Consider the following 15785-nt stretch of genomic DNA (forward strand, 5'->3'; position numbering starts at 1 on the left):
CTCGCGGAACCGGGCCGGGCGTCGCGGCGCGCCGGAGTCGTCCGGTCCGGCTCGCTCAGTGCGCCGGCTCGAGGAAGCCCTGCTCCACCAGGAGCCGGATCTGCGCGGGCGTCCGGTCGCGGAGCACCACCGGATCCTCGTCCATGAGCTGGGCGATGGCGTCCAGAATGCGGCCCGCGCTCAGCGTGCCGTCGCACACGCCCGCGAACCCGGCGCCGACGGTGTCCACCTTCGTGGCCCGGCGCATACCGCGGTGCTGGCGCAGCACCACGTGCTCCGGGTCCTCGGCGCCGGGCAGTCCGACCTGCTCCTGGACCACCTCGGCGGCGAGCTTGAAGTGGCTGTCGAGCAGCGCCGCGTCGTCATGCCGGCGGAGGTAGTCGAGCCGCTCGAAGTGCGCTCGGATCGCGTCGCCAAGGGGCTGCTCGACCGGGTGCGGCCACTCCTCCACGGTGATCGAGGGCTCCGCCGCCCCCGTCCTGCGCAGGGTGATCCAGCCGAAGCCGACCGCCTTGACCTTGCGCGCCTCGAACTCGTCGAGCCAGGCGTCGTAACGCGCCTGGTACTCCGCCGGGTCCCCGCGGTGGTCACCGGCGTCCCTCAGCCACAGCTCGGCGTACTGTGTGACGTCCTGCACCTCGCGCTGCACGATCCAGGCATCGCAGCCGCGCGGCACCCATGACCTGAGTCTGTCCTGCCAGTCCTCCCCTGCGACGTGCTGCCAGTTGGCGAGGAACTGCGCGAATCCGCCCTCGTTCAGCCGTTCCCCCGCCTGCTGAACGAGTGAGCGGCACAGATCGTCCCCGCCCATGCCGCCGTCCCGGTAGGTGAGGCGAGCACCGGGCGAGATGACGAAGGGCGGGTTGGAGACGATCAGGTCGAACGTCTCGTCGTCCCGGACCGGGTCGAAGAGCGAGCCCTCGCGCAGGTCGGCGGCGGGCGCGCCGGAGAGCGCGAGCGTGAGCGCGGTGATGTGCAGCGCGCGCGGGTTCAGGTCGGTCGCCGTCACGCGCGTGGCGTGCTGGGCGGCGTGCAGCGCCTGGATGCCGGAGCCGGTGCCGAGGTCCAGGGCGGAGGCGACCGGCCTGCGGACGGTGATGCCGGCGAGGGTCGTGGAGGCGCCGCCGACGCCCAGGACCACGCCCTCGTCGCGCTGCCCGATGCCGCCGGCCCCGCCGACGGCGCAGCCCAGGTCGGAGACGATGAACCAGTCCTCGCCGCCGGGGCCGCCGTAGGGCCGTACGTCCACGGTGGCGGCCACCTCGTCGCCGCCCACGCGCGTGAGCCACCCGGCCTCCAGCGCCTCCTCTACCGGCAGAACGGCCGCCACGCGCGCGTGGAGCACCGGCTGCTGCAGCAGGAACAGCCGCACGAGCGTCTCCAGCGGCGTGTCGCCGCGGGTCGCCCTCAGGGCGGGCACGGTCTCGCTGCGGGCCAGCGCCGCGTACGCGGGGGCGCCGAGCAGGTCGAGCAGCCCGTCGGCGGTGAAGGAGGCGGCCAGCAGCGCGTCCCGCAGGCGCGCGGCGACATCGAGCCGGCCGGTGGAGGGCAGGGCAGAGGAGGTGGCGTTGGTCACGCACCCCATTGTGGCCCGAGACGGGCCGCTCAGCTGCTGGCGGGCGACGGCGACCCGGAGGCCTTCGTGCAGCCGGACTGCTTGGTCACCGCCTGGTTGACGTCACCGTTTTCCAGGTTCTTCAACGCGGTGATCACACCGTCGTACTGCGCCACCGCGACCTTCATGCGCTCCGAGAGGTCACCCAGCCCGGACGCGAACTTGGTCTGGTCCTTGGTGTCGAGCCCGTCCACCCGCTTCTTCAGATCGGCATACGCCGAGGACAGGGCCGTGAGCTTCTTGACGGCGTCCTGCTGCTTGCGCGCACCGCCCTCGACGCCCGGAGGCGTCCCGGCGTTGTCCAGGGTGGTCGCGCGCGCCTTGAAGCCGTCGGCCAGGTCCTGGAAGGCCTGGGAGTCGGTCTTCTGGACTTCCTTGGGCGGGCCGTCCTTGGCGACCTTGGCGAGCGCGTCGAAGGCCTGCGAGATCTTCGCCTGCTGTGCCGGCAGCGGGTCGCACACCGTCTTGGCCCAGGCCACGAGCTTGGGGTCGGGCGCCTTGTCACCGCCGCCGCTGCTGCTGCATCCCGACAGCGCCACTACCAGTACCGCACCGCCGGACAGTGCGGCCGCGAGCTTCTTGTTCACCGGATTGGTCCCTTCCATGGCTCTCGGCCCACGGACCCTACACGGCGGACGCACGCCCTCCGCATCCCGAACGCCCGCCGAGGCACCCTTTGTGACTCTTTGCACCATGCGAGAGAAGGCTCACCACGGGGCGAATGCACAGCCGCCCACAGCTCCGCCCACGCCGCCCGCGGTCCCGCTGCCGGACGCGCCGGCGCACGCGGACGGGCGGGCGGCACGTCAGCACGCGCCGCCCGCCCGTCCGTTGAGCAGGGCCTGTCGAACAGGACCAGGAATACGGCTACGAAACAACCGCCGTGTTGGGTGAGTTGGCGACCCGCTCGGTGCTCTCCTCGTCGCCGACGGCGATTCCGCGCCGCTTGGAGATGTACACGGCGACGACGATCACCAGGAGCGCGAGGACCGCGATCGCGATCCGTACGCCCAGGTTCTTGTCGTTGCCGTAGGAGAACTTGATCACCGCGGGCGCGATGAGCAGCGAGACCAGGTTCATGACCTTCAGCAGCGGGTTGATGGCCGGTCCGGCGGTGTCCTTGAAGGGGTCGCCGACCGTGTCACCGATCACCGTGGCGGCGTGGGCCTCGCTGCCCTTGCCGCCGTGGTGCCCGTCCTCCACCAGCTTCTTGGCGTTGTCCCACGCGCCGCCGGAGTTGGCGAGGAACACCGCCATCAGCGTGCCCGAGCCGATCGCGCCGGCGAGGTAGGAACCCAGTGAGCCGACGCCGAGCGTGAACCCGATGAAGATCGGTGCCATGACCGCGAGCAGACCGGGTGTGGCCAGCTCCCGCAGGGCGTCCTTGGTGCAGATGTCGACGACCTTGCCGTACTCGGGCTTCTCGGTGAAGTCCATGATCCCGGGCTTCTCACGGAACTGCCGCCGCACCTCGTACACCACCGAACCCGCCGAGCGGGACACGGCGTTGATGGCCAGTCCGGAGAAGAGGAAGACGACCGCGGCGCCCGCGACGAGACCGACGAGGTTGTTGGGCTGCGAGATGTCCAGGGACAGGCTCAGCGGCGCGCCGGGCCCGGTGAGTTTCGCGCCGACGTCCTGCACGTTGGTGGTGATCGCGTCGCGGTACGACCCGAACAGCGCCGACGCGGCGAGGACGGCGGTGGCGATGGCGATGCCCTTGGTGATGGCCTTGGTGGTGTTGCCGACCGCGTCCAGGTTGGTGAGCACCTGGGCGCCCGCGCCCTCGACGTCGCCGGACATCTCGGCGATGCCCTGCGCGTTGTCGGAGACCGGCCCGAAAGTGTCCATGGCGACGATCACGCCGACCGTGGTGAGCAGGCCGGTGCCGGCCAGCGCCACCGCGAACAGCGCGAGCATGATCGACGTACCGCCGAGCAGGAACGCGCCGTACACACCGAGCCCGATGAGCAGCGCGGTGTAGACGGCGGACTCCAGGCCGACCGAGATGCCGGACAGGACGACCGTGGCCGGACCCGTCAGGGAGGTCTTGCCGATGTCCCGCACGGGGCGGCGGTTGGTCTCGGTGAAGTAGCCGGTCAGTTGCTGGATGACGGCGGCGAGCAGGATGCCGATCGCCACCGCGACCAGGGCGAGCAGCCGCGGGTCGCCGTCCTTGCCCCTGATCGCCGCGTCCGTGACCCCGTCGAGGGCGGAGTACTTCGACGGCAGGTAGACGAAGACCGCGATCGCCACCAGTGCGAGGGAGATCACCGCGGAGATGAAGAAGCCGCGGTTGATCGCGGTCATGCCGCTGCGGTCGGCCCGGCGGGGCGCGACCGCGAAGATGCCGATCATCGCCGTAAGGACGCCGATGGCGGGCACGAGCAGCGGGAACGCCAGCCCGGAGTCGCCGAAGGCGGCCTTGCCGAGGATCAGCGCGGCCACCAGGGTCACGGCGTACGACTCGAAGAGGTCGGCGGCCATGCCCGCACAGTCGCCGACGTTGTCGCCCACATTGTCGGCGATGGTCGCGGCATTGCGCGGGTCGTCCTCCGGAATGCCCTGTTCGACCTTGCCGACCAGGTCGGCGCCGACGTCGGCGGCCTTGGTGAAGATGCCGCCGCCCACACGCATGAACATGGCGATCAGGGCGGCACCGAGGCCGAAGCCCTCCAGCACCTTCGGCGCGTTGGCCGCGTACACCAGCACCACGCAGGAGGCGCCCAGCAGGCCGAGCCCCACCGTGAACATGCCGACGACGCCGCCCGTGCGAAATGCGATCTTCATCGCGGTGTGCGAGACAGTAGTGAGATCCTTTTCCGGTTCTCCTGGTGCCGGTGTGGCCTCCCGGGCCGCCGCGGCGACCCGCACATTGGTGCGCACGGCCAGCCACATGCCGATATAGCCGGTGGCCGCCGAGAACGCCGCACCGATCAGGAAGAACACCGATCGTCCAGCACGCTGTTTCCAGTCGTCCGCGGGCAGCAACAGGAGCAGGAAGAAGACGACGACGGCGAATGCGCCAAGCGTGCGCAACTGCCGGGCGAGATACGCCTTCGCACCTTCCTGGACCGCCTCGGCGATCCGCTTCATGCTGTCGGTACCCTCGCCCGCGGCCAGCACCTGGCGCACCAGGATCCCGGCGACCACCAGCGCGGCCAGGGCGACCGCCGCGATGACGGCCACGATGATCCGGTTGTCGTCGGTCAGAACCGCTGCTGCGAGGGATGTGGGGTGATCCGACTGAGGGATGGAAAGCCCCGCCATTCGTCCTCCTTGACGCTTGGGCTGAGCTCAAGATGTGGACGGATTCTAGGTACCCCGGAGTGATCTAAACAGAGCGCGGTAAGCGGAATTAGCCTAACCGGCTCATCAGCAATGATCGCGATCCCGCCACACCACCCGAATGGAGTAATGCCCTCAAGGCATTCAGGCAAGATCGCGAATGATCGTGAATTCCTTCACGAATTCGGGAGGGCGCATCGTCATGCCGGAAAAACACCGAGGGCCCTGCTCAGCAGGGCCCTCGTGAAGTGGTGCGCCGACGCTCAGAGCAGCGCCGCGGCCGGCGGTGTGGTCGGCCAGGTCATCCGGATCAGACCGCCGTCCTGGCCGGTGGTCACCTCGACGTCGTCGACGAGGCCGCTGATGACCGCGAGGCCCATCTCGTCCTCCTCGATCTCCGCATCGCCGTCCTGGGCGGCGCCGGGCGTGTCGCCGTGGGTGGCGTGCGGCGCCTCGTCACCGACCTCGATGGAGAACTGTTTCTCCTCCTCGATCAGCGCCACCTTCACGGGCGCGCTGATGCCGCTGCTCTGGTGGAGCCCCACGGCACGGGAGCAGGCCTCGCCGACGGCGAGCCGGACCTCGTCGAGGACGGCCTCGTCCACTCCGGCCCTGCGTGCCACCGCGGCCGCCACCAGCCGGGCGGTCCTGACGTGCTCGGGCAGCGCGCTGAAGCGGAGTTCGACGGTGGCCATGCATCCCCCTCGCGACTACGGGCGTGCGGTCGGGGCGGGGCCGTCGAGCGCCCGCCCCCTGATGTGCAGCTGTGCCCCGGCCCGCATCCGGGAGTGGGGCTGAACCGGTCGCCGCACCGCCCGCCAACGCAGCGGGCCGGACGGAACCGGCCGACGTCCGGGCTCCGAGGGGGAGCCCGGCGCCGGTGACGGGTCCAGGGTCAGTCGGTGGCCGCCACCGCTTCCTCGACCGAGGTGTGGATCGGGAACACCTTGGTGAGGCCGGTGATGCGGAAGATCTTGAGAATGCGCTCCTGGTTGCAGACCAGGCGCAGCGAGCCCTCGTGGGCACGCACTCGCTTCAGGCCGCCGACCAGCACGCCGAGCCCGGTGGAGTCGAGGAAGTCCACGCCCTCCATGTCGACGACAAGATGGAAATTGCCGTCGTTCACCAGCTCGACCAGCTGCTCGCGCAGCTTGGGCGCGGTGTATACATCGATTTCGCCACCGACCTCGACGACCGTACGATCGCCGACGGTACGGGTCGACAGGGACAGGTCCACGGATCCTCCAGCACCTTGCTATCGAGCGGTCGCCCCTCGGGCACCTCGGCTTGCGGCCCCCGGGACGCATCGCCAGCCGCGATGGCATTCAATCACTTACCGGCAGGCGTGCACGACGCCTTGGCTCCATTGTCCGTCACTCCAGTGACACACTCGGTGCCGATGGCCAAGAATCACCGATCCGATCGATCCCCGGCGGACCCGGCATTGCGCCCGTCTCCGGGCGCGGTCCTGGACCGGCTCGCCTCCGGGCCGAGCCGGGCTGCGCGCATCACTCATACGGAGCACTTGCCCCCGCGGGCAGGCCGCCATGCCGTCTGGCCTGACCGGATTCGCTCCGAGGTGATCGCGGCCGTACAGGCGTGCGGTATCGAACATCCCTGGGCCCACCAGGCGCTGGCCGCCGAGCACGCCCTGGACGGCGACTCGGTGGTCGTCGCCACCGGCACCGCCTCGGGCAAGTCCCTGGCGTACCTCGTGCCCGTCCTGTCCACCCTTCTGGACGGCTCCGAGGCCCCGAACGGCCGAGGGGCCACCGCCCTGTACCTGGCCCCCACCAAGGCACTTGCGGCGGACCAGTGCCGGTCGGTGAAGGAACTTTCACAGCCGCTGGGCACCTCGGTGCGCCCGGCCGTGTACGACGGCGACACCCCGTACGAGGAACGCGAGTGGATCCGCCAGTACGCCAACTACGTGCTCACCAACCCGGACATGCTGCACCGCGGGATACTTCCCTCCCACCCGCGCTGGTCCTCCTTCCTGAAGTCGCTCAAGTACGTCGTCATCGACGAGTGCCACACCTACCGGGGTGTCTTCGGCTCGCACGTCGCCCAGGTGCTGCGCCGCCTGCGCCGCCTCTGCGCCCGCTACGGCGCCTCACCCGTCTTCCTGCTGGCCTCCGCCACCGCCGCCGAGCCCGCCGTAGCCGCCCGCCGGCTGACCGGCCTGCCGGTGCTCGAGGTCGCCGACGACGCCTCCCCGCGCGGAGAGCTGGTCTTCGCCCTGTGGGAGCCCCCGCTCACCGAGCTGCACGGCGAGAGAGGTGCACCCGTACGGCGTACCGCCACCGCCGAGACCGCCGACCTGCTGACCGACCTGACCATGCAGGGCGTGCGCTCGGTCGCCTTCGTACGGTCCCGGCGCGGCGCCGAACTGATCTCGGTGATCGCCCAGGAGAAACTCGCCGAGGTCGACCGCTCCCTGGTCCGGCGTGTCGCGGCCTACCGCGGCGGCTACCTCCCCGAAGAGCGCCGCGCCCTGGAACGCGCCCTGCACTCCGGCGAACTCCTCGGACTGGCCGCCACGACCGCCCTCGAGCTCGGCGTGGACGTCTCCGGCCTGGACGCGGTGGTGATCGCCGGCTATCCGGGCACGCGCGCGTCCCTGTGGCAGCAGGCGGGCCGCGCCGGCCGCTCCGGCCAGGGCGCGCTGGCGGTGCTGGTGGCCCGCGACGACCCGCTGGACACCTTCCTGGTCCACCACCCCGAGGCCCTGTTCGACCAGCCGGTGGAATCGACCGTCCTCGACCCCGACAACCCCTACGTCCTCGCCCCGCACCTGTGCGCAGCCGCCGCGGAACTCCCGCTGACCGAGGAGGACCTGGACCTCTTCGGCCCCACCTGCGCGGATGTGCTGCCGCAGCTGGAGGCCGCGAAGCTGCTCCGCCGCAGGACGAAGGCCTGGCACTGGACGCGCCGGGAGCGGGCCGCCGATCTGACCGACATCCGCGGCGCGGGCGGGCGCCCGGTGCAGGTCGTCGAGTCCGGCACGGGCCGCCTGCTCGGCACGGTCGACGCGGGCGCCGCGCACTCCACGGTCCACGAGGGCGCGGTCCACCTGCACCAGGGCCGCACCTACCTGGTGCGCCAGCTGGACCTCGAGGACTCGGTGGCCCTGGTCGAGCAGGCCGACCCGCCGTACTCCACGGTCGCCCGCGACACCACCGCGATCTCCATCCTGGAGACGGACACCGAGATCCCGTGGGGCGCCGGCCGCCTCTGTTACGGCTCGGTCGAGGTCACCAACCAGGTCGTCTCCTACCTGCGCAGACGCCTCATCACCGGCGAAGTGCTGGGCGAGACCAAACTCGACCTCCCTCCTCGTACGCTGCGCACCCGCGCGGTGTGGTGGACGGTCACCGAGGACCAGCTGGACGAGGCCCGGATCAACCCGGAGATCCTCGGCGGCTCCCTGCACGCCGCCGAACACGCCTCCATCGGCATGCTGCCGCTCTTCGCGACCTGCGACCGCTGGGACATCGGCGGCGTGTCCGTGCCCCTGCACCCCGACACCCTCCTCCCCACGGTCTTCGTCTACGACGGCCATCCGGGCGGCGCGGGCTTCGCCGAGCGCGCCTTCCACACCGCCCGCGCGTGGCTCACCGCCACCCGGGAGGCCATCGCCTCCTGCGAGTGCGAGGCCGGCTGCCCGTCCTGCATCCAGTCCCCCAAGTGCGGCAACGGCAACGACCCGCTGCACAAGAGGGGGGCGGTACGGCTCCTCACGGTGCTGTTGCGAGGGGCCCCGGAGGAGAAGGAGGGCCCGGAGGGGGCAGCGAGCCTGGAAAGCCTGAGCGGGACGGCTCCAGGGACGGCACCGCGGGCTTGAGCGGGCGTGGCCAGGGGTTCACCGCGCGGGGATGTCGGGCAGGGGCTCTGGGCACGGAGCCTCGGGCACGAGGGCTTCGGGCACGAGGGCTTCGGGCAAGAGGGCTTCGCACGCGAGAGCTTCGGGCACGAGAGCCTCGGGCAAGAGAGCTTCGGACGCGGCGGCGGCTGCCGACGCCGGTACTGCCCGGCGCGGGGGCTTCCGGCACCGGTCTTGCCAGCACGAGGGCCGCTTCCGGTCTTGCTTGCACACCGGCTTCCCGCGCCGGTGCTCCCGGCACCGCTCCCGCCGGCCCCGCTCTGGCCCTGACCTCCGCCGCGAACGGCCCTCTTCCCGAGGCCGCTGTCACGTCCGAGGTCTCGCCGACGATCGCGCACCGCACCAGCCGTACGCCCTGGGCCGACGCCACCCGCTCGGCCCGCGCGCAGGCCGCCGCGCCGCCCTCCTCCCAGTGGGCCGCCGCGGCGAGCGCCGCCAGATCAGCGCCACCGGCCGCCCGGTGCCGGACCACAACGGCCTGCCCCAGTGCGAGCACGGCGCCGAACACGGCACACAGCACGGCCATCGCCCCCAGGCTCCACACGGTGGCGGACCCCCGGTCGGACTGCAGCCGTCGCCGCGCGGTGGCAAACGCCGGATGGGAAGGCCACCGGTCCCTCATGCCACCCCACCTCACGGCTCCACCTCCTCGCCCGGCGCCGTGGCCCCGGCCGGCGCCGTGTCCTCGGCCATCGCGACGGCCTCCTCCCGCAGCTCGAACGGAAGCCCGCTCACCACCGGTGGCCTGGCCACCACCGTCACCCGGACCTGGTCGCCCTGGCGCCCGACCGTCACCCGCGCTCCGCGCGGCGCCGCCTCCCGGGTCACCGTCACCACGGCGTCCGCCGGATCCTGGCGGGCGGCGGCCCGGGCGCCCACGCGGGCCGCGTCCACGCACTGGATCTGCGCGGCCACCAGGAGCAGCCCCCAGACCAGCGCCATGGTGAACGCCACCAGTACGCAGAGCACCACGGCCGCCTCCGCGGTCACGAACCCCCGGTCCGCCGCCCCTCGCTCACATCCGCGCACTGAGGGCCTTCTTCACGATGCCCTGCAGCTCCGCCCGGACCTGGCCGCTGGTGACGACCTCGTAGAGCAACAACGCGAACCCGACGGCCGCGATGATCCCCATCGCATACTCGGACGTCACCATTCCGGCGTCCGCGCGGCACCTCCCCCACAGCCGTACCGCCGATTCCTTGATCTTCCTGTTCATTTCAACCCCCATGAGGCACATGTCTTTTGCCTGTCTTTCGTGTGCCGGTCGTCTCGTTCAGGTCTTCGCGCCCCCTCGGGCCCGTTGGTCCGCGTACGCCTCACCTGCCTCCCATCACTCCTCCCGCCAGTCCGATCACGACGGGCAGCACGCCGACCGCGATGAAGGCGGGCAGGAAGCACAGACCCACCGGCGCCGAGATCAGTACGGCCGCGCGCCGGGCCCGGCCCGTCGCGGTGCGGGCCCACTGCGCGCGGGCGTCGGAGGCGAGGCGGGCGGCCGGAGCGGCCGCCGGGAGCCCGGACTCGTCGGCCCGCTGCAGCAACCGCGCCAAGGGTCCGGCACCGGGCAGCTCGGCCAACCTCCGCCAGGCGTCCGCCGGTTCACCGCCGAGCCGCACCTCCGCCGCGCCCCGCGCCAACGCCTCGCCGACAGGTCCCCCGAGCGCTTCCCCCACCGCCTGGGCAGCCGGCACCGGACCGGCGCCTGCCGCGATGCAGGCAGCCAACAGGTCGGCTGCAAGCGGAAGTTGGCGTACGGCCGCGGCGGTGTCGACCGGCTCCGTCCGGCCGGCTGCCAGCTGACGCCCACGCCATCGCCACAGCCCGGCGCCGGCCCCCAGACCCAGCACGAGCCCGGTCACACCACCCACCAGAATCCAGGTGCCGCACACCGCACCGGCCAACGGCAGCCAACGCCGCACCAGGGCCGCCGACGCGAACCGCCGCCTGGGCAACGGCACTTCCGCACCGAGCAGCTCGGCCACCCGCCGCCGTGCCCGACGCCGCCTCCGGGCCAGCTCCAACCGCCGAACTGCCCAGTCGAGGACCAGCGCAACGCCCCCGGCCGTCCCCAACCTGTGGACAACTTCCCCGCTCATACCGCCCGCCTCTTCTCACCCGTCCCAGCCGGCGCGCATCGAGCACACGCCGACTCCCCACCGCCGCCCCGCGCATCCCGGCCCGCCACCAGTTCCCGAACGTCCCGGCCCGCGCACCGTCTGGTGATCCGCGCCCCGGATGCCCCGGTCGGCGCGTCCCTCGCGCGCCCCGCCGCCGAACATCGACCGCCCCGCTCACACCGCCCCCGCTCCCCGTACGATCCGCACGGCCCACCACATCCCGGCCGCCTCGAAGGCGGATCCGATCGCCAGGCAGCCGAGGCCGGCGCCGGTGTGGAGAAGTACGTGGAGCGGGTCCGCGCCCATGGCCGTGCCGAGGAGCAGGCCGAGAGCGGGCAGTACGGCGAGCAGCACAGTGGTCGCCCGGGCGCCCGCCAACTGCGCTCGCAGGTCGGCACGTTGGTCCCGTTCCGCGCGCAGGGCCGCGTCCAGCCGGTCGAGGCCTGCCGCGAGTCCGGCGCCCTGGTCCACGGCCACCCGCCAGCACGCGGCCAGCCCGAGCAGCCCCTCGCCGCCGGGTTGCCGGGCCGCCGCGGCGAGCGTGCCCGGCACGTCCCCGCCGAACCGCGCCGCCGCGACCACGGCCGCCTGCGCCTCACCGAGCCCGTCGGTGTCCCGTGCGGCCCGCAGCAGCGCCTCGCCCGGCTGCCGTCCGGCACGCACTTCCCCGGCGAGGGCACCGCACAGGGCGATCACCGTGTCCGCCCGCCGCTCCCGGACGCGCCGGGCCCGGTGCGTCAGCCGCACCCGGCGCAGCACCGGGACCCCGGCCGCCCCCGCGACGACCGGAATCAGCGAGGTCCCCAGCAGCCCGAGCAGCAGGCCGGCCGCGAGTGCCCACCACTCGGGCCCCAACCGGCCGCGCAGTCCCCGAAGTTCCCCGAGGAGCTGGTCCCAGGCGGGCGGACCGGTCGCCACCACTCCGCCGCCCGCGAGGAGCAACCGCGCCCGGCGCATTCCGTAGTGCCGTCCGCCCAGCAGCCAGACCAGCGCACCGAGGCAGACCAGCGCGGCACTCATGGACGTCTCACCGACCACTTCCCTCACTCCTCTCACTCGGTTCACCGTCGGCTCGGGCCTCGAGAAGTCGCTCCAGGCGCTCCCAGCCGCGCTCCCGTACGAAGGTCCGCCGACTCCAGCGCAGGGCCGGCACGGTGCGGACCAGCCCCGTCGCGTCCCGCTCCAGCACGTGCAGCTCGGCGATCCGGCGCCGGCCGGACCGGTCCCGGACGAGATGCAGGACCACGGAGAGCGCGGCCGCCAACTGGCTGTGCAGCGCGGCCCGGTCGAGCCCTGCGGCCGTGGCCAGCGCCTCCAGGCGGGCCGGCACGTCCGCGGCGGCGTTGGCGTGGATCGTGCAACAGCCGCCCTCGTGGCCTGTGTTGAGAGCCGCGAGCAGATGCACGACCTCGGGCCCGCGGACCTCCCCGACGACCAGCCGGTCCGGCCGCATCCGCAGCGCCTGGCGGACGAGGTCCTCGAGGGTGACCAAGCCGGCGCCCTCCTGGTTGGCGGGCCGGGTCTCCAGCCGGACGACGTGCGGGTGGTCCGGTCGCAGCTCGGCCGAGTCCTCGGCGAGGACGATCCGCTCGCCCGCTCCGGCCAGCCCCAGCAGGGCGCTGAGCAGGGTCGTCTTGCCGCTCCCGGTGCCGCCGCTGACGAGGAAGGACAGCCGGGCCGCGAGCAGCGCCCGCAGGATCCGGTCGCCGCCGGGCGGCACGGTGCCGGCCTCGACCAGTTCCTCCAGCGTGAACGCCCGGGGCCGTACGACCCTCAGGGCGAGGCAGGTGCAGCCGACGGCGACGGGGGGCAGCACCGCGTGCAGCCGGGTCCCGTCGGGCAGCCGGGCGTCCGCCCACGGCCGGGCGTCGTCCAGCCGGCGTCCGGCCACGGCGGCCAGCCGCTGCGCGAGGCGTCGTACGGCCGCCGCGTCGGGGAAGGTCACCGGCGTCAGCTCCAGTCCGCCGCCACGGTCCACCCACACCCGGTCCGGGGCGGAGACGAGGACGTCGGTGACGTCCGGGTCGGCGAGCAGGGGCTCCAGGGGACCGGTGCCGACGAGTTCGGACCTCAGCTGCCGGGCCGCGCCGAGGACCTCGGCGTCGCCGAGCACCCGGCCCTGTTCGCGCAGAGCCTGCGCCACGCGCGCGGGGGTGGGTTCGGCACCGCTTTCGGCCAGCCGGCGCCGTACGCCGTCGAGCAGGGCCGTGCCGTCCGCACGGTCGAGTCCGGGGAGGCTCATCGGGGGCCTCCGGCCTCGACCAGCGCACGCTCCCAGAAGTCCGTGCAGAAGCGGGCGAGCGGGCCACGTCCGGTCACGCCCGGCGGTTTCGCGCCGCCGTGCGGCCGCAGCAGCGACGGTTCGACCGGCACCTCGCCGATCAGCGGCAGACCGAGCAGGCGACCCACCTCCTGGTCGTCCAGGCCCGGTGCGTAGGGCCCGCGCACCGCCACGCGCAGGTCGCGCACGACCATGCCGACGACGGAGGCGACCCGTCCGGCGGCCGCGACCGCGCGCAGTTCGGCGGGCACCACGAGCAGCGCCAGGTCGAGCTGGGCGAGGGCTTCGGCCACCCCGTCGTCGAGGCGGCGGGGCAGGTCCACCACGACCGTGCCACCGCGCCGCCGGGCGGCGGCGAGCACCGCGCGCACCGCCTGTGGCGGGATGGCGACGCAGTCCCCGCGGTCCCAGCTCAGCACCCGCAGGGAGTGCAGTTCGGGCAGCGACTCCTCCAGCGCGCAGCCACCGACCCGCCCACGGGAGGCGGCGAAGGCGGGCCAGCGCAGTCCGTCGGCGCTCTCGCCGCCGAGGAGTACGTCGAGTCCGCCGCCGAGCGGATCGGCGTCCACCAGGAGGGTGCGCAGTCCCTCGCGCGCGGAGGTGACGGCGAGCGCGCAGGCGAGCGTGGAGGCGCCGGCTCCGCCCCGGCCGCCGATCACCCCGACGGTGAGGGCAGGGCGGCCGACTCCCTCGGCGACGTCGGCGATCCGGTCGACCAGCCACCGCTCGCCGTCGGGCAGCATCAGGACGTGGTCGGCTCCGATCAGTACGGCGCGTTGCCACACTCCCGGGTCGTCCTGGTCACGGCCGACCAGCACCACTCCGCGCCGGCGCGTGGCCCCGCCGACCCGGGGCACCGCGTCGTCGCCGACGAGGACCAGCGGGGCCGTTTCCCAGCCGTCGCCGTGTTCCGGAACGCCGTGGTGGACCTCGGGTGTGGCGCCGGCGGCCGCGCACAGGCGCAGCAGGTCGTCCAGTAGTTCGGCGTCCTCGGTGAGGATGAGCGGCCGGCCCGGCCGGTCTCCGGTGCCGGGCGGCGGGTCGTGGGTGACGGCTGCGGTCACGTGCGTTCCCCCTTCGCTGCGTGGGCCGCGCAGCCCCTGCGGCCACGCGATTCCCAAAGGTGTGAAGAACCGGCAAGCGGCCCCCCATATGAGCGGCCGGCAGAAACCGGCCATACGCGCTCCGCCAATCGGAACCGGCCATGAACTCGCCATGGCCGGAGCGCGTGGGAATCACGGTGCAGCGATCCGCGAAATCATGTGGATCTTGGTGGAAAACCGTGGACAACTCGGAGGCTGTGAATATCGCCGTCACCCATACCGGTGACCTCTGCCCTGACGCCTGTGCGACTTCCACAGAGCAGCGCGACGACTACCCGCAGTAACCGATCGGGGGCACGCCGAAGCCGCGGCCACGGTGGCGCGAAGCTGGAGCCGCGGTCGCGGGGAGAAGGGGGAGGACGGAGAAAACCCATCCGGACATGCGACGACCCCCGCCGGGGGGGAGAGCGGGGGTCGTCCCCACGGCCGACTCGGGGGGGGAGGAGCCGGACCGGGTTAGCACGGTCGCGAACGATCCGTGACTTCCATGGTGTACCCGAGAGCCCTCTCAGGCAAACCCACGCGCCCCACCTTACGCCGAATGGTGGGCGCCTATGCTCAGGGGCGTGGAAAACCACTCCTTGCCCCGCGCAGCCGCCTTCTTTGACCTGGACAAGACGGTCATTGCGAAGTCGAGCACGCTCACCTTCAGCAAGTCCTTCTACCAGGGCGGGCTGATCAACCGCAGGGCCGCGCTGCGTACCGCATACGCCCAGTTCGTCTTCCTGGCCGGGGGCCTGGATCACGACCAGATGGAGCGCATGCGCGAGTATCTGTCCGCCATGTGCCGGGGATGGAACGTGCAGCAGGTCCGGGAGATCGTCGCCGAGACCCTGCACGACCTCATCGATCCGATCATCTACGACGAGGCCGCCTCCCTCATCGAGGAGCACCACACGGCCGGGCGGGACGTGGTGATCGTGTCCACCTCGGGAGCCGAGGTGGTGGAACCCATCGGCGAACTGCTCGGCGCGGACCGGGTGGTGGCGACGCGCATGGTCGTCGGCGAGGACGGCTGCTTCACCGGAGAGGTGGAGTACTACGCCTACGGCCCGACCAAGGCCGAGGCGATCCGGGAGCTGGCCGTGTCCGAGGGCTATGACCTCGACCGCTGCTACGCCTACAGCGACTCCGCGACGGATCTGCCGATGCTCCAGGCGGTCGGGCACCCGCACACGGTGAACCCGGACCGCGCGCTGCGCCGCGAGGCCGTCGCGCGGGGGTGGCCGGTGCTGGAGTTCCGCCGGCCGGTCCCGCTCAAGAAGCGGCTGCCCACGTTCTCCGTACCGCCCCGCCCCGCGCTGGTCGCGGCGGCGGCCATAGGGGCGGCGGCCGCGACCGCGGGCCTCGTCTGGTACACCAGCCGGCGCCGGAGCACCGTCTGAGCCGGAGCACCACCCGAACGGCGCCCGTTTCGACCTCGTTTGAACCTGAAAGTAAAGAACCGTGGGCAGGGGTTCCGCTTCCTCCCGGCTCGCGGTACAAATGCCTTAGGCCC

General features: G+C 72.5%; 14 protein-coding genes. 2 read left to right on the forward strand and 12 right to left on the reverse strand.

The annotated features are described in order from the left end of the window. Nucleotides 1–55: 55 nt before the first annotated feature. The 5 genes from ACZ7HQ_RS34165 to bldG all read right to left on the reverse strand — a co-directional run bounded on the left by ACZ7HQ_RS34165 (nucleotide 56) and on the right by bldG (nucleotide 6140). Nucleotides 56–1585, reverse strand: coding sequence for a DUF7059 domain-containing protein (locus ACZ7HQ_RS34165; protein WP_470998565.1), 1530 nt, complete (start codon nucleotides 1583–1585; stop codon nucleotides 56–58). Between the two features lie 20 nt (nucleotides 1586–1605). Further along, the gene (locus tag ACZ7HQ_RS34170; RefSeq protein ID WP_470998568.1) at nucleotides 1606–2220 is read right to left on the reverse strand and encodes a small secreted protein; all 615 of its coding nucleotides are present in this window, start codon (nucleotides 2218–2220) and stop codon (nucleotides 1606–1608) included. 262 nt (nucleotides 2221–2482) lie between these two features. After that, nucleotides 2483–4885: a sodium-translocating pyrophosphatase gene (locus tag ACZ7HQ_RS34175; RefSeq protein WP_470998571.1), complete on the reverse strand. Its 2403-nt coding sequence runs from the start codon at nucleotides 4883–4885 to the stop codon at nucleotides 2483–2485. A gap of 281 nt (nucleotides 4886–5166) precedes the next feature. Beyond that, the gene (locus tag ACZ7HQ_RS34180) at nucleotides 5167–5598 is read right to left on the reverse strand and encodes an ATP-binding protein (protein WP_470998574.1); all 432 of its coding nucleotides are present in this window, start codon (nucleotides 5596–5598) and stop codon (nucleotides 5167–5169) included. A 200-nt stretch (nucleotides 5599–5798) separates the two neighbouring features. Continuing rightward, the gene (bldG, locus tag ACZ7HQ_RS34185) at nucleotides 5799–6140 is read right to left on the reverse strand and encodes an anti-sigma factor antagonist BldG (protein ID WP_010986038.1); all 342 of its coding nucleotides are present in this window, start codon (nucleotides 6138–6140) and stop codon (nucleotides 5799–5801) included. A gap of 81 nt (nucleotides 6141–6221) precedes the next feature. Between bldG and ACZ7HQ_RS34190 the strand changes: the two genes are divergently transcribed. Beyond that, the gene (locus ACZ7HQ_RS34190) at nucleotides 6222–8747 is read left to right on the forward strand and encodes a DEAD/DEAH box helicase (protein WP_470998576.1); all 2526 of its coding nucleotides are present in this window, start codon (nucleotides 6222–6224) and stop codon (nucleotides 8745–8747) included. Here the strand turns inward: ACZ7HQ_RS34190 and ACZ7HQ_RS34195 are convergent. The 7 genes from ACZ7HQ_RS34195 to ssd form a co-directional block, all read right to left on the reverse strand. Further along, a complete protein-coding gene (locus tag ACZ7HQ_RS34195) occupies nucleotides 8641–9408 on the reverse strand; it encodes an Rv3654c family TadE-like protein (RefSeq protein ID WP_470998579.1) in 768 nt (255 codons plus the stop codon). The two genes, ACZ7HQ_RS34190 and ACZ7HQ_RS34195, sit on opposite strands and share 107 nt — an antisense overlap. Nucleotides 9409–9419: 11 nt before the next feature. Beyond that, nucleotides 9420–9776 (reverse strand): TadE family type IV pilus minor pilin, encoded by a 357-nt coding sequence (locus ACZ7HQ_RS34200; RefSeq protein ID WP_470998582.1) that lies wholly within the window; start codon nucleotides 9774–9776, stop codon nucleotides 9420–9422. 25 nt (nucleotides 9777–9801) lie between these two features. Next, entirely contained in the window at nucleotides 9802–10002 is a 201-nt protein-coding gene (locus ACZ7HQ_RS34205; RefSeq protein WP_470998585.1) for a DUF4244 domain-containing protein, read from the reverse strand. 100 nt (nucleotides 10003–10102) lie between these two features. Then, entirely contained in the window at nucleotides 10103–10882 is a 780-nt protein-coding gene (locus tag ACZ7HQ_RS34210; protein ID WP_470998588.1) for a type II secretion system F family protein, read from the reverse strand. Between the two features lie 195 nt (nucleotides 10883–11077). Continuing rightward, the gene (locus ACZ7HQ_RS34215; protein WP_470998710.1) at nucleotides 11078–11923 is read right to left on the reverse strand and encodes a type II secretion system F family protein; all 846 of its coding nucleotides are present in this window, start codon (nucleotides 11921–11923) and stop codon (nucleotides 11078–11080) included. A gap of 7 nt (nucleotides 11924–11930) precedes the next feature. Then, nucleotides 11931–13145 carry a TadA family conjugal transfer-associated ATPase gene (locus tag ACZ7HQ_RS34220; protein WP_470998591.1) on the reverse strand — a complete coding sequence of 405 codons (1215 nt, stop codon included), beginning with the start codon at nucleotides 13143–13145 and terminating at the stop codon, nucleotides 11931–11933. Then, nucleotides 13142–14248, reverse strand: a complete 1107-nt coding sequence (gene ssd, locus ACZ7HQ_RS34225) for a septum site-determining protein Ssd (RefSeq protein ID WP_470998593.1) — start codon at nucleotides 14246–14248, stop codon at nucleotides 13142–13144. The genes ACZ7HQ_RS34220 and ssd overlap by 4 nt, the downstream gene beginning before the upstream one ends. 593 nt (nucleotides 14249–14841) lie before the next feature. Here ssd and ACZ7HQ_RS34230 point away from each other — a divergent pair. Further along, nucleotides 14842–15672 (forward strand): HAD family hydrolase, encoded by an 831-nt coding sequence (locus tag ACZ7HQ_RS34230; RefSeq protein ID WP_470998596.1) that lies wholly within the window; start codon nucleotides 14842–14844, stop codon nucleotides 15670–15672. Nucleotides 15673–15785: the final 113 nt, after the last annotated feature.

It is taken from the genome of Streptomyces sp. NPDC037290 (assembly GCF_055603245.1).

Coding starts and splice junctions, on each gene's coding strand:
- ACZ7HQ_RS34165 (WP_470998565.1), bottom strand. CDS start 1,585: ATGGGGTGCGTGACCAACGCCACCTCCTCTGCCCTGCCCTCCACCGGC.
- ACZ7HQ_RS34170 (WP_470998568.1), bottom strand. CDS start 2,220: ATGGAAGGGACCAATCCGGTGAACAAGAAGCTCGCGGCCGCACTGTCC.
- ACZ7HQ_RS34175 (WP_470998571.1), bottom strand. CDS start 4,885: ATGGCGGGGCTTTCCATCCCTCAGTCGGATCACCCCACATCCCTCGCA.
- ACZ7HQ_RS34180 (WP_470998574.1), bottom strand. CDS start 5,598: ATGGCCACCGTCGAACTCCGCTTCAGCGCGCTGCCCGAGCACGTCAGG.
- ACZ7HQ_RS34190 (WP_470998576.1), top strand. CDS start 6,222: ATGGCATTCAATCACTTACCGGCAGGCGTGCACGACGCCTTGGCTCCA.
- ACZ7HQ_RS34195 (WP_470998579.1), bottom strand. CDS start 9,408: ATGAGGGACCGGTGGCCTTCCCATCCGGCGTTTGCCACCGCGCGGCGA.
- ACZ7HQ_RS34205 (WP_470998585.1), bottom strand. CDS start 10,002: ATGAACAGGAAGATCAAGGAATCGGCGGTACGGCTGTGGGGGAGGTGC.
- ACZ7HQ_RS34210 (WP_470998588.1), bottom strand. CDS start 10,882: ATGAGCGGGGAAGTTGTCCACAGGTTGGGGACGGCCGGGGGCGTTGCG.
- ACZ7HQ_RS34215 (WP_470998710.1), bottom strand. CDS start 11,923: ATGAGTGCCGCGCTGGTCTGCCTCGGTGCGCTGGTCTGGCTGCTGGGC.
- ACZ7HQ_RS34220 (WP_470998591.1), bottom strand. CDS start 13,145: ATGAGCCTCCCCGGACTCGACCGTGCGGACGGCACGGCCCTGCTCGAC.
- ACZ7HQ_RS34230 (WP_470998596.1), top strand. CDS start 14,842: ATGCTCAGGGGCGTGGAAAACCACTCCTTGCCCCGCGCAGCCGCCTTC.